Source organism: Streptomyces sp. NPDC015125 (assembly GCF_043080045.1).
Taxonomy (GTDB): Bacteria; Actinomycetota; Actinomycetes; order Streptomycetales; family Streptomycetaceae; genus Streptomyces.
In genome coordinates, this window is sequence record NZ_JBIBVF010000002.1 from 208,611 (window position 1) to 221,732 (window position 13,122).

At 69.3% G+C, this 13,122-nt stretch carries 9 protein-coding genes and 2 pseudogenes; 4 read left to right on the forward strand and 7 right to left on the reverse strand.

Going from position 1 to position 13,122, the window contains the following annotated elements:
• Positions 1 to 46: 46 nt before the first annotated feature.
• The 4 genes from ACF088_RS05935 to ACF088_RS05950 form a co-directional block, all read right to left on the reverse strand.
• Positions 47 to 445 carry a VOC family protein gene (locus tag ACF088_RS05935; RefSeq protein ID WP_392374176.1) on the reverse strand — a complete coding sequence of 133 codons (399 nt, stop codon included), beginning with the start codon at positions 443 to 445 and terminating at the stop codon, positions 47 to 49.
• A 117-nt stretch (positions 446 to 562) separates the two neighbouring features.
• Positions 563 to 1,048 carry a VOC family protein gene (locus ACF088_RS05940; protein ID WP_392374177.1) on the reverse strand — a complete coding sequence of 162 codons (486 nt, stop codon included), beginning with the start codon at positions 1,046 to 1,048 and terminating at the stop codon, positions 563 to 565.
• A gap of 224 nt (positions 1,049 to 1,272) precedes the next feature.
• A complete protein-coding gene (gene mdlC, locus ACF088_RS05945) occupies positions 1,273 to 2,892 on the reverse strand; it encodes a benzoylformate decarboxylase (RefSeq protein ID WP_392374178.1) in 1,620 nt (539 codons plus the stop codon).
• A gap of 878 nt (positions 2,893 to 3,770) precedes the next feature.
• A complete protein-coding gene (locus ACF088_RS05950; RefSeq protein ID WP_392374179.1) occupies positions 3,771 to 4,856 on the reverse strand; it encodes a Gfo/Idh/MocA family protein in 1,086 nt (361 codons plus the stop codon).
• A gap of 144 nt (positions 4,857 to 5,000) precedes the next feature.
• Here ACF088_RS05950 and ACF088_RS05955 point away from each other — a divergent pair, with 144 nt between their 5' ends.
• Entirely contained in the window at positions 5,001 to 5,396 is a 396-nt protein-coding gene (locus ACF088_RS05955; protein WP_392374180.1) for a winged helix-turn-helix transcriptional regulator, read from the forward strand.
• A 288-nt stretch (positions 5,397 to 5,684) separates the two neighbouring features.
• Positions 5,685 to 6,884 carry a hypothetical protein gene (locus ACF088_RS05960; RefSeq protein WP_392374181.1) on the forward strand — a complete coding sequence of 400 codons (1,200 nt, stop codon included), beginning with the start codon at positions 5,685 to 5,687 and terminating at the stop codon, positions 6,882 to 6,884.
• A 279-nt stretch (positions 6,885 to 7,163) separates the two neighbouring features.
• On the opposite strand, the gene ACF088_RS05965 is transcribed toward ACF088_RS05960, so the two are convergent.
• Entirely contained in the window at positions 7,164 to 8,432 is a 1,269-nt protein-coding gene (locus tag ACF088_RS05965) for an FAD-dependent monooxygenase (RefSeq protein ID WP_392374182.1), read from the reverse strand.
• A gap of 311 nt (positions 8,433 to 8,743) precedes the next feature.
• On the opposite strand from ACF088_RS05965, the pseudogene ACF088_RS05970 reads away from it, so the two are divergent.
• Positions 8,744 to 8,851, forward strand: a pseudogene (locus ACF088_RS05970) (IS5/IS1182 family transposase); the annotation flags it as partial.
• A gap of 127 nt (positions 8,852 to 8,978) precedes the next feature.
• Here ACF088_RS05970 and ACF088_RS05975 read toward each other — a convergent pair.
• A pseudogene (locus tag ACF088_RS05975) lies at positions 8,979 to 9,182 on the reverse strand (dihydropteroate synthase); the annotation flags it as partial.
• 197 nt (positions 9,183 to 9,379) lie between these two features.
• On the opposite strand from ACF088_RS05975, the gene metF reads away from it, so the two are divergent.
• Positions 9,380 to 10,291 carry a methylenetetrahydrofolate reductase [NAD(P)H] gene (metF, locus tag ACF088_RS05980; RefSeq protein WP_392374183.1) on the forward strand — a complete coding sequence of 304 codons (912 nt, stop codon included), beginning with the start codon at positions 9,380 to 9,382 and terminating at the stop codon, positions 10,289 to 10,291.
• Positions 10,292 to 10,799: 508 nt separating this feature from the next.
• Here the strand turns inward: metF and metE are convergent.
• A complete protein-coding gene (metE, locus tag ACF088_RS05985; protein ID WP_392374184.1) occupies positions 10,800 to 13,118 on the reverse strand; it encodes a 5-methyltetrahydropteroyltriglutamate--homocysteine S-methyltransferase in 2,319 nt (772 codons plus the stop codon).
• Positions 13,119 to 13,122 lie beyond the last annotated feature (4 nt).

The following is a 13,122-nucleotide window of genomic DNA, read 5'->3' on the forward strand; positions in this document are numbered from 1 at the left end:
CGGACGGGGTATGAGCCATTGCTGTGGATTCTGCGTCGCTCCACCGTCACTCGGGCAGGTTCAACTGCCAGGAGACGCCGAAGCGGTCGTTCACCCAGCCGAACTTGGCGCTGAAGCCGTACGAGTCCAGCGGCATGAGCTCCGTGCCCTGTTCGGCGAGGGCGCCGTAGAGGCGGTCGAGCTCGGCCTCGGTGTCGCACTCGACGAACAGGGATACCGCCGGAGTGAACCCGAAATTGTGCTTGACATGGCTGTCGATGCACATGAACCGCTGTCCGGCGAGCGAGAACGTGGCGCGCTGGACAGTGCCGGCCTCGCCGGGGCCGGCGGCGCCGTAGCGGGAGATGTCGACGACCTCGGCGTCCTCGAACAGCGACAGGTAGAAAGTCAGTGCTTCCTCCGCCCTGCCCTCGAACATGAGGAAAGTGGTGATCTTCTGTGGCATCGAGGCCATGGTGCTGCCCTCCGGGTGCTGGCGTTAGTCCTTGGAGGATGAGGCTAGGACCTACCTCTGGCACCGGCCCCACGGACACTACGTAGTCGGGACCTCCGGTCGGGCTGCCTACGGCGAGGCGGGCCGCACCTGCTCGGCGCTTTCCTGCGGGTCCACCATGCGCATGACCTCGCCGGGCTCGCCCGAGGTGTGTTCCTCGATGGTGTAGAAACGCACCTCGTGACCGTCGGGGTCGTGCAGCCGTGGCAGCATCCATCCGCGCAGACCGCGCCAGACGCCGCCGTGCGGCTCGTCAAGGGCTTCCAGGCGAGCGGCGAGCGCCGCGATCGCGGCGCTGTCGGGGACCGCGATCGCGAAGTAGTCGAAGCCGGCGGCGGCCTCGGCCCGGTCCGGGGCGAGCCGTAGCACCAGGTCCGGTCCGCCGTCCGGGTGGCTCAGCACGATCTCCATCAACGCCCCCTGCTCGATGAACTCGGCCGCCCGCCGGTAGCCGAGCGTGCGCCCGTACCACGTCTCGGAGCGGGCGAGATCGCGTACCGGCAGCTTCAGGTGGTGGACGCCGACGAGGCTCGGGATGTCAGCTTCCACGTTCATGGCTCACCTCAGAGCGCGTTGGCTCGGCACTCAGGGGTCGAGGCCGATCGTGACCAGTTTGCCGTTCTCAGCCAGCCGCCGCACCCGCTGGCAGCCTGCCCCGATCGTTGTGCGTAAAGAAGGGTGCGTTCACCCATGTCCCGACCGGGCCCTCCGCTCGGCCGGCAGCGACGGACGGGGCGGTGGGGGACACTCGCCGACCGTCTCTGCCGGGTTGGGTGGGCTCAGGTCAGGCGGGGGGCGACCTTCTTGACCCTGTTCGTCCGGACGTTGATGAGGGTCGGGCGTTCCCGGTCGTCGACTCCGGCGCGGAGCATCTCGGCGACCTGGTCGGTGTCGTTGGCTTCGTGCGCGTCGATGCCGTAACTCGCGGCGGTGGCCGAGATGTTCAGCTCGGGCAGGTCGAGTCCGGGGATGCCGGTGGCGCTCTCGATGTCGGCGAACTGCTTGAGGACGCCGTATTCGTCGTTGGAGGAGACGACGATCGTCAGTGGGATCTTGTAGCGGGCCGCGGTCCACAGGGACGTGATCGCGTAGTGCATCGACCCGTCGCCCATGAGGGCGATCACCGGGCGGTCCGGGGTGCCGAGTTGGGCACCGACAGCGGCGGGCAGCCCGAATCCGAGGCCCGCGCCGACAGCGGACAGGTGGGAGAGGGCGGCACCGGGCCGTACGTATTCCGTGATCGGGACCTCGTTGGAACCCGCCTCACTCACGAACAGGGCGTCCGCCGGGGCGGCGTGGCCGACGGCCGTCCACAGGTCCGCGGCCTGCATCGGGGCCTCGGCCCGTTCCGGGCGCGCCACGTCGGGCCGGGCCTGGGGGGCCGTGCGCGACGATTCGGAAGTTTCGCCCAGCAGAGCCTCCACCGCGGCCCGGACGTCCGCCACGTAGGCGTCGCCGATGGGTGCGCGGGCGGCCTCGTCCGGGTCGCTCGTGATGTGGATGAGGGAGGTGCCCTCGGGCAGATACGGGCCGGGGATGTAGGGGTAGTAGCGGAAGGCCGGCCCGCCCAGGACCACGACGAGGTCGTGCCCCTTCAGCTCTTCGGAGATCCAGCCGGCGCCGGGCGGAAGCAGGCCCTGGTACAGAGGGTGGTTCTCCGGGAACCCGGACAGCCCCGGGAGGGGCGAAGTCCACACGGCGGCCTTGCTGCGCTCGGCCAGCTTCACGACCAGGTCCCAGGCTCCGGCGTGCTCCAGGTCGCCGTGGACGACGAAGGCGGGCGACTTCGCGGCGGAGAGCCGGCCGGCGATCTTCTTCGCCAGGTCCTTACGGAAGCCTCCGGCGTGGGTGACCTCCCGGTCCCGGATCACCTCGATCTCCGCGGTCTGGGCGTCGTTGAGTTCGTAGGCCATGTCGTCCATCGGCAGGGAGACGAAGACCGGTCCGGTGGGCGGGGACATCGCGATATGGATGGCGCGGGCGAGGACCGCGGGTACCTCGCTCGCGATGGCCGGTTCGGCGGACCATTTGACGAACGGACGCGGGACCAGGACGGCGTCCTCGTTGGTCAGGAGGGTCTTCTGATTCTGCATGGTACGACGCTGGTTGCCCGCGGTGACGATGAGCGGGGTCTTGTTCAGGTAGGCGTTGTACAGGGCGCCGATGGCGTTGCCGAGGCCGGGCGCGGTGTGCAGGTTGACCAGAGTGGGACGTCCGGTGACTTGTGAGAAGCCATCGGCCATGCCGACCGGCACCATTTCCTGCAGCCCCAGGAGATAGCGGAAGTCGCTGGGGAATTCATCCAGCAGGGTCAGTTCGGTGGAGCCGGGATTACCGAACCATGTGTTCAGCCCGTGCTGCCTGAGCAGATCGATGGTGGCTTGACGGACAGTCGGCACAGCATGTCCCTTCGTCGCGCACTTGCGTCGTCGTTCCGATGACCGGTCGGCGATACCCAGGAGTTCCGGATCCGGCCGTCGGCCGAATGCAGAGCCGGTAGTCGGCATGGACGCCCGCCGCCAGGAATTGTTCGCGAATTTAGCAGCGCAAGAGAGAAATCCGGTGTTGCCGCTCGCGCGCTGTCCGGTACCTGCGGGTGGTCGGGAGGCTTCGGCGTGGTGGAGCGCCGGGACACGGCCCTGGGCGACCACCAGGCCGCCATCGACCGTCTCCGCCCCCCGGCGTCCTCCAGCGACGACCCCGGGTACGCAGCCGGGCCCGCCTGTGCCCTCAAGCGCCGCGGGCCGTCACCGGGAAGCCGAGCAATGGCGCGGCAGTGCGGCAGCGCGCTACGACGAGCTGGCCCTGCGTCATCCGGACGCCTTCGCCGACCACGCGGCCGACTTCCGGCGACAGACCAGTGGCTCCCACCCGACCTCGCGATCCACCCGGCCCGGCCCGCCCGCGCCCACCCGGACTGCGCCCACCTAAAGCTGACCAGCAGCGAACCGTTCATGGCATCGGGCTTGCCGGAGATGTCATCAACGCGGTCACCTGAGCAAGGAGATCGTGGCTCCGCCAGTGCCGCGTACGGGCCGGCCGTTTGGTGGTGTGCGCGGGGGAGCGCCGCTCTCGTCCGCCATCGCCGCACGGGGAACCGAGCAGACGGGGTGTCCGGCGTCCAGGTCGTTCGTACCGTGGTGCGCTCCACCTGGACGCCAGGGACCACGCCCGCTGCACGGTGTGTGGGTCGACGGCACACGGGATGAGGGCTGGGGACGGGGCGGCGGGTGCCACTGCGCGAGCGCCGCGTATCGAACGTCCTTGTGCGAAGCCGTCACCGACGGGCAGCGGCTTCGATGTCCGTGATCAGCCGGTGCATGCGCAGTGCGTGGGTGAAGTCCGGAACCTCATGGGTGCCCTTCGTCAGGTCCTCGGCGAGAGCCGCGTACATGGCAGCGACGTTGCGGGCGGGCCCGGCCGGGACGGCGGCCGGGTCGGTGTCCTGCCAGGCGGGCACTGCCAGTGGGCCCACCTGTGTCGCGGTCCCGTGGCCCCCGGCGAGGGTCAGCTCGGTGCTCTGGATGTTGCCGTCGGCGGACGGACTGGTCAGCAGGAGATCGCCGGAGGTGCCGTTGATCTCCCAGCGCAGGCCCCCCGCGCGGGATCGGCCGCCGCGGTAAAACACCGACGCGACGGCACCCGATGGCAATGCCGCGGATACTGCCACCTGGTCGGGTGCGGTCACCGGCACGGTCGTGTTCTCCTCGGCGATCAGGACCTCGCGGCGTCCGACCGCGAGTCTGGCGGTGACGCGGGCGAGGTCGCCCAGGACGTAGGTGAGCGCGTCCAGGGCGTGCGCGGTGGACACCGACAGTGTGGTGACGCCGTTGGTGACGTCGAACAGATAGGCGTGCCGGCGATCGGTCACTGCGTCCCAGCCCCCCGCGGACCCGATCAGGGTGGTCGCCAGCACCCGGCCGAGGTAGCCCTCGGCGACCAGTTCGCGCAGGTGCCGCACAGCCGGAGCGAATCTGGCCTGCAATCCGATGACGGTCCGCACGCCGGCTGCGTCGGCCAGCTCAGCCAGGTGCGTGGCCTCCTCGACGTTCACACCGAGCGGCCATTCGCTGTAGACCATCTTCCCGGCGGCGAGCGCCTGCTCCACGAGGTCATGGTGCTGGGGCACCTTCACCACGACCACCACGAGATCGACTCCGGGGTGGTCGATCAATGCCCGGGGGTCGTCGAACGCGTCGACGTCGAACGCGGCCGCTGCGGCGTCCGCCGAGGCGCGCCGGCTGGTGGCCACAGCGCGCAACCGGTAGCCGGGCACGGCCCGCAACGCAGGAATGTGCGCGTTCACCGCCCAGCTCGCCGTGCTCGGACTGGCGCCGATGATCCCCACTCCGATCTCTTTCACGTCCACTCCACTCCACTCCACACCATTCCTGGTATCCGATGCGCAGCCTGGTATCTGATCTATACCGGTACTGCGATCATTGGACCGGTCGGCGAATCCGACAAGAAGGCAGTTCAAAGTGCCCTGGTATCACCCGAGGAACCGATGAGAGCGACCATGGACGAGTCCGGGAACTGGCACACGGCCGCGGAGCGGGCGGCCTTTGTACGCGACATCCTCGACCGCATCGGCGACAAGTGGTCCGTCATCGTCATCTGCCGCCTCGGGAAGGGTCCCCATCGATTCAACGAGCTGCGCCGGGCCAGCGACGGAATCACCCAGCGCATGCTCAGTTCCACCCAGCGCGCCCTGGAACGCGACGGCATCGTCACCCGTACGGTCCACCCCACCGTGCCGCCCCGCGTCGAATACGCCCTCACCGAGACCGGCCGCACCCTGCTCGACGTCGTGAAGGCCCTCGCCCGCTGGACCGACCGGCAGGTGGACGTGATCCGTGCCGCCCGCGCGGACTACGACCAACGGACGCCCGCCACGTCCTGACGTAGGCACGATCGGGCTCGTGCCCCCAGCGTGCCCGATCGAGGGGCGCCTGACGGGGAACGCCGGGGCATGCCGGCGAGTGTCGCAGGAACGCGCAGGTCACCGTCTCGCCAGGTCAGCGCCCATCCACTTACGCGATCTTCCAACTGGTGCTGTACAGGAGCGAACTCCACATGGCCCCTGGGGCACTGTCCAGGAGCAGCAGTCAGCCGTCGGAACCCCTCGTAACCCATACGCATCCTTCCAGCTGTGAACACGCGAAAACTCCGGTCTGCGAGCTTCACGGCCGTGACCGCCACCCTCGCCATGACTCTCGTGTACGGCTCCTCCGAAGCGTCGGCGGACACCACGAGCACACCGAAGCCCAGCGGACGAGCCGGTCTGACCAGCTATCAACTCGCCCCCGGTCTCCTCAAGACCACCAACTCGCCACCGGGGAACCCGACACAGGTGCACGGCGTTCTCGGCATGCCCAAGGGGAAAGGACCGCACCCGGTCGTCGTCGTCATGCACGGCTCCCATCACAACTGCGCCTACTCCGACAAGCCGCCCTACTTCCCCCGTAAGCCGGTCAAGGCTCAATGGCCCCTGGTCTGCGCCAAACCCGGCGATGCCGGCAACCCCAACCTTGGTCCTGACTACCTGCGCCATGATGTGGGTCTGTCACATGTCGTGCAGGCACTGACCCGCAAGGGATTCGTCGCCGTGTCCATCGACGTCGTCTCCCCGGAAACATGGTGGTCAGGCGAGACCCACCCGGAGAAGGGCTACACGGAACTGATCAACGCGCACCTACGGCTGCTCTCCGATCTCAACAGGGGCGTCAACCACGGCCTGAACATCCCAGGGGTGCAGGGGCGGATCGACACCTCCCGCGTGGGGCTGGTCGGGCACAGCCGGGCCGGTGGCTACGTCCTGTCACCGAAGGCCGCCAAGCGCGCCGGCCTCTTCGGCGCCGTGGCCCTCGAACCCGCCGCAGGGGCCGAGAAGCCGACGCACAAGGTCCCCGTCCTCAATGTCCGCGGAGGGTGTGACGAGGACGTCCAACCGAGCGCCGGCCTGGAGGAGATGAAGGACCTGGCCACGTCGGGCTCGACGAAGGTGGCGGCGGACGTACTCCTCGCCGGTACGGGCCACCGGATGCTCAACACCAACCTCCCCCCGACGGACCACGAAGGAGGGCGGGGTCGGGGACTGTCCGGCCTCCAAGGTCGCCGCACCGGCGGCAGCCCAGGCCCAGGCCGCTCAGATCACCGCTTCCTTCCTGGACCAGGCGCTGCACGGAGCGAAGTCCTACCAGCTCCCGGCACTCAATGGCCTCGCCCCCAAGGGGGGCAATCTGCGCAAGGCAGGCCCGGCCGTCACCTTCCGCCGGGCCCCGCAACAGACCTTCACCGACCCTCATGCGATCCGCGAGGTCACCTCGAAGCAGCGACTGCTGCCGGCGATTCCGAAGGACCTGAGGGTGAACAAAACACCGGGAGCTGACATCTGACAGCTCGAAGGGAGAACCTGGGCAAGCCCGTCACCATGGCTTGCCCGGGCCACCCCGCGCCCGGGCCACGCACACGGGCCTGCAGGCTTCCGAGGCACGGGGCCGCCGCCCCTCGCACTCGTCACCGAGTACGGCCCTGGGGATCAATCGGACCGTGGTGGGTGCTGGGATGGATCATGGTCCGGCTGTAGCCGGGATGACGCTGACGCGACAGTTCGGACTACCCACAGCTGTCCCACGGCAGTCATGGAGGCCCACTCACGGGTGCGTCCTCACCGTGCCGGATCCGTGGCCGCGTCCGCGGCCCCTCCTGAAACGGTCCACGAGGCACGGGAGTTGACCTGTGTCACTGTCGCCCGGGTCAGCTCCTTGTAGTTTCTCGCCATCTCCGTGGCCTCGTCGACGGGCAGAGCCCCGCCGCGCTCCGCGGCCCGCGCGATGATCTTCTCCGGTCCCAGCTCGCGATTGGCCAGGACGATCGCGTTGACCGTCGGCCGGCGCATCGTGTCGTAGCGGCGGAGCGCGGTCACGGGGTCGTGCTCCCGGGCCAGGCACCAGGCCAGTACCCGGGCGTCGACGACGGACTGTGATCCGCCGTTCATGCCCATCGGGAACATCGGGTGGGCCGCGTCGCCGAGCAGCGTGACCCGGCCGAAGCTCCAGCGCGGCAAGGGGGCGCGGTCGAGCATGGGGTACTCGAAGATCGCCGATGAGCGCTCGACCAGCTTCGCCAGGTCGACCCACGGCAGGCTCCAGTCCGTCACGCCGGTGAGGGCTTCCGCCGTCGTGATGCGGCGGTTCGAGCGGTCCAGCGGTGCGGCGGGCGTGCCACGGCGCACTTCGAGCACCCAGTTCATCAGGGCGTCGCCGCCCTTCGTCACCCGGTCCTCGATCGGGTAGGCGACGAACTTGGCACCGGGGGTGCCCCCGGCCACCACGATCGACCGGCCATCGAGGAGATGAGGGTACGGTGCGACCCCGCGCCACATGTGGACGCCGTTGCCCTGCGAGGGGCCTTCGGCCGGGTACAGCTGGGCGCGTACCGCGGAGTCGATGCCGTCGGACGCGATCAGCAGGTCGGTGTCCTCGGCCACGGGTGTGCCGCCGGTCCGGTCCAGGAAATGGGCCCGGACGCCGTGCGGCGTCTGCTCGAAGCGCTGGAACAGCAGACCGGTGCGGATGCAGTCCGACCCCAGGCGCTTGCGCACCGCCGCCAGCAGCATCAGGTGCAGACGGCCGCGGTGTACGGAGTACTGCGGCCAGCGGTAACCCGCCGCGAGCCCCAGGGCTTCCTCCCACACCGGCTCGCCCGCCCGGTCGCGGTAGCTCAGCCGGTGCGGGGGCAGCGCGATGGCGGCCAGTTCGTCGGCCAGGCCGAGTTCCGCGAGTTCCCGTACCGCGTGCGGCAGCAGGTTGATTCCCACGCCGACCGCCTCGATGCTCCGTGCCGCCTCCCGCACCTGCGGACGGAAGCCTGCGGCGTGCAGGCTCAGGGCGCAGGTCAGCCCGGCGATGCCCCCTCCCACGACGGTGACTCGCATCGGCCGTCCCTCCGTTCTCCCGTGGCCGGGAATGTTGTTGGGAATGTTGCCGGGAAGCACAACGCACATTCCGGCCGCCGGGTTCCGTCAGGCGCCGACGGGGCGACGCCTGCACGTCACACCGTTCCGGGCCCGGACCGCGTCAGGCCGGAACGCCGCCCGTGCGGTCCAACTCCGCGCGAAGCGCGACCACTTGCCTGTTCAGTGCGAACTCGAAGCGTTCCTCGTAGGTACCGGCGGTGACGTGCGCGGCGGCCTCTCTCAGCGCCGGGTGGTCGGCCGCGCAAGTCCGTGCGGATGCCGCCGGGGCCATCGAGTGGCTGGCGCCGGTCGACTCCACAGTCGTGCGGGCCCACCAGCACGCCGCGGGTGCGAGAAAAGTGGGGCTCTGCGGCCCGGTGCTCGGCCGGTCTTCGGGTGCCCGCATCGACGCGGGACGGCCCCGCACCAGGTCGGACCACGTCCTCGGTGACAAGGGCTACCGCCCCCGCGCGCAGGATCTGGTCTTGGCGAACTCCCTGACGCGCTCCGGCTGCTGAGGGCATCGGCGCCCGGACGGGTCGACTCGCCACCGACGTCCACGAGGTCGGCGCCTTGGGCGACCAGCTCCCATCCGTGTGCGACGGCCCGACCTGAATCGAGCCAAAGTCCTCCATCCGAGAAGGAGTCCGGGGTGACGTTGACGACCCCCATCACCCCACAATGCCCCCACTCGGGCAAGCCTGGCAGCAAATTCTTGTCAGTGCTCATGCCGGTATTGTTGCTGGTTTGGTCTCTGCGTCGAAACTGCGATGTGGTGGCGACGGAAAACGCTGACTCCAGACGCCATTCCCGGCTGGACCTGAAGGATGCTCGCGTCGGCATGGGCGATGGGTATCCACCGTCTGACGAGTATCAATAAGTGGACAAGTCGCAGGTTGCCATCGGTTGGCCGCTATTCTGCACCCATGGCTCTCGGTATCCCCAGCACAAGGGCGGATCACGCAGTATCCATCCGCGACCTCCTCGCTGCGGGAGGCCGTTCATACTCCTTCGAATTCATGCCACCGCGTAGCGCGGAGGCCGAGGCTGGACTGTGGACGGCGATCCGCAGGTTGGAGGCGCTCGCACCGACCTTTGTCTCGGTGACCTATGGAGCCGGCGGTTCGACACGTGGCCGCACCATCAACATCACCGGCCGGATCGCCCAGGAGACCACACTCACCCCGGTCGCCCATCTCACGGCGGTCGACCACAGCATCGCCGAACTGCGCAACATCCTGGGCCACTACGCTGACCAGGGCGTACGCAACATCTTGGCGCTGCGCGGTGACCCGCCCGGCGACCCGCTCGGTCCATGGGAGAAGCATCCCCAGGGGGTCGAGTACGCAGCGGAACTGGTACAGCTGATCAAGGAGTCCGGCAACTTCTGTGTGGGGGTCGCGGCGTTCCCCGAGATGCACCCGCGCTCGCCCGACCGGGACAGCGACATCCGCCACTTCGTCGACAAGTGCCGGGCCGGAGCCGACTACGCGATCACCCAGATGTTCTTCGACGTCGACAACTACCTGCGTTTGCGCGACCGGGTGGCGGGCGCCGGCTGTGCAACGCCGGTCATCCCGGAGATCATGCCGGTCACCACGATCCGCTCGCTGCGCCGCATCCCCAGCCTCAGCACCGCTGCCTTCCCGCCACAACTCGCCGAGCGGATGCTCGCAGCCGAGGACGACCCCAAGGCGGTCAGGGCGCTCGGCATCGACCACGCCACCGAGATGTGCCGCCGCCTGATCGCTGAGGACGTTCCAGGCATCCATTTCATGACCATGAATTTCTCCAAGGTGACGACGGAGATCTACCAGAATCTCGAACTGCACCAGTGAGCCGCTTGCGGGGTTCGAGGGCGGCCGGATACTGAATTCCTTCCTGCACGGACCGCCGCTGGCCGCGGGGGCCGAGGCCAGGAGGCCCCGAACAGTTCTATGGACACCGGGCAGCGCAGAATGTTGCGGCGTGCGCAATGCCGGGAAATGTGTGGAGGCACCGCGAATTACCCGGTGGCGCACATCGCACTTCAGCAACGTCTGTGCGGAACCGGGTTATGTGTGCAGCAACACGAACTCTGGGTCGGGTCGGCCCTGGATTATTGGTCAGCGGCGCCCTTCCCGTTCATCGGAACCGCAAGTCGCATTTCGGGTGCCGGGGTACGTGCGGCCGGATATTTTTCGCGCGTGACGTAGGTGTCGCGGGGTGCCATGGCGACCATCGGGATGCCGTCGATGACAACGTGCTGAGGTTGTCTTCTCAACGTGGGATCTCCCTCGCGCAGCTGCATGGCGGCCCGGGACGGCCGGGAGGCGCGGCTGCGTTCCCTCCCGGCCGTCGGCGGAATCAGGAGCCGGCGAGCTCCGTTCGGACGGTACGGGCCGCCGCGACCAGGTTCTCCAGCGAAGCGCGGGTCTCGGGCCAGCCGCGGGTCTTCAGGCCGCAGTCCGGGTTGACCCAGAGGCGCTCGGCGGGGATGGCCTCAAGTCCCTTGCGGAGCAGGGCAGCTGCCTCCTCGGGGCTCGGGATGCGCGGGGAGTGGATGTCGTAGACACCGGGGCCGGCTTCGCGGGGGTAGCCGTGTGCGGCCAGTTCCCGGGCGACCTGCATGTGGGAGCGGGCGGCCTCCAGGCTGATGACGTCCGCGTCCAGATCGTCGATGGCCTGCACGATGTCGCCGAACTCCGCGTAGCACATGTGGGTGTGGACCTGGGTGCGGTCCTGTACCCCGCTGGTGGACAGGCGGAACGCCTTGGTCGCCCAGGCCAGGTACGCGGCGTGGTCGGCGGCGCGCAGGGGCAGGGTCTCGCGCAGCGCGGGCTCGTCGACCTGGATGACCGACGTTCCCGCAGCCTCCAGGTCAGCCACCTCGTCGCGCAGGGCGAGGGCCACCTGCCGTGCGGTCTCGCCCAGCGGCTGGTCGTCGCGGACGAAGGACCAGGCGAGCATGGTGACCGGGCCGGTGAGCATGCCCTTGACCGGCCGGTCGGTCTGCGCCTGTGCGTAGGAGGTCCAGGGCACCGTCATCGGCTCGGGGCGGGAGATGTCCCCGGCCAGGACCGGTGGGCGGACGTAGCGGGTGCCGTAGGACTGGACCCAGCCGTGCCGGGTGGCGAGGTAGCCGGTGAGCTGCTCGGCGAAGTACTGCACCATGTCGTTGCGTTCGGGCTCGCCGTGCACCAGCACGTCGATCCCGGCCTTCTCCTGGAAGGAGAGGACCTCGCGGATCTCGTCCTTGATCCGGTCCTCGTAGCCGGCCGTGTCGATCCGTCCGGCCCGCAGATCGGCGCGGGCGGTGCGCAGCTCGGTGGTCTGCGGGAACGAGCCGATGGTGGTGGTCGGCAGCAGTGGCAGCCCGAGGTGGGCACTCTGGGCGGCGGCCCGGTTGGCGTACGGCGCGGAGCGGCGGCCGTCGGCGTCGGTAATGGCGGCGGCCCGAGCGCGCACCGCCGGGTCGTGGGTGATCGCGGAGTTCGCACGGGAGGCCAGGTCGGCGCGGTTCGCGGCGAGTTCGGCGGCGATGGTGTCGGTGCCCTGGGACAGGCCCCGCGCGAGCGTCACCAGTTCTGCGGTCTTCTGCTTGGCGAAGGCCAGCCAGCGGACGATCTGCGGGTCGATGTCGCGCTCGACGGCGGCGTCCAGCGGCACGTGCAGGAGCGAGCAGGAGGCGGCCACGTCCACCCGGTCGGCGAGGCCGAGCAGGGTGCCGAGGGTGGACAGCGACTTCTCCAGATCGTTGATCCAGATGTTGCGGCCGTTGACCACGCCCGCGACCAGGCGCTTGCCCGGCAGTCCGCCGACGGCCGCCAGCGCGTCGAGGTTGGCGGCGGCCGCGTCGGTGAAGTCGAGTGCCAGACCGTCCACCGGCGCCTTGGCCAGGACGGGCAGGGCGTCGCCGAGCCGGTCGAAGTACGAGGCGACCAGCAGCTTCGGACGGTCGGTGAGGGCGCCCAGGTCGCGGTAGGCGCGCGCGGCGGCGTTGAGTTCGGCCGGGGTGCGGTCCTGGACGAGGGCGGGCTCGTCGAGCTGCACCCACTCGGCCCCGGCGGCGCGCAGGTCCGCGAGCACCTCGGCATAGACCGGCAGCAGCCGGTCCAGGAGGGTCAGCGGCTCGAAGTCGGCGGCCACCCCGGGCGCGGGCTTCGAGAGCAGGAGGTAGGTGACCGGCCCGACGAGGACCGGCCGGGCGGTGAGGCCGAGTGCGAGGGCTTCCTTGAGCTCGGCGACCTGCTTGGCCGAGTCGGCGGTGAAGACGGTGTCCGGGCCGAGTTCGGGGACGAGATAGTGGTAGTTGGTGTCGAACCACTTGGTCATCTCCAGCGGCGCGACGTCCTGGGTGCCGCGGGCCATCGCGAAGTAGCCGTCGAGGGCGTCGGCCGCGACGGCGTCGCGGTGGCGGTCCGGGACAGCACCGACCATGACGCTGGTGTCCAGCACATGGTCGTAGTACGAGAAGTCACCGGTGGGCACCTCGTGGATGCCGGTATCGGCCAGTTGCTGCCAGTTCGAACGGCGCAGGTCCTTGGCGGTCTCCAGCAAGGTGTCCGCGGTGACGCGGCCCTTCCAGTAGCCCTCGATCGCCTTCTTCAGTTCCCGGTGCTGTCCCTGGCGGGGGTAGCCGTACACGGTGGCCCGTGCTGCCGCGGCTGCGGGCTTCGCTGTCACGGAA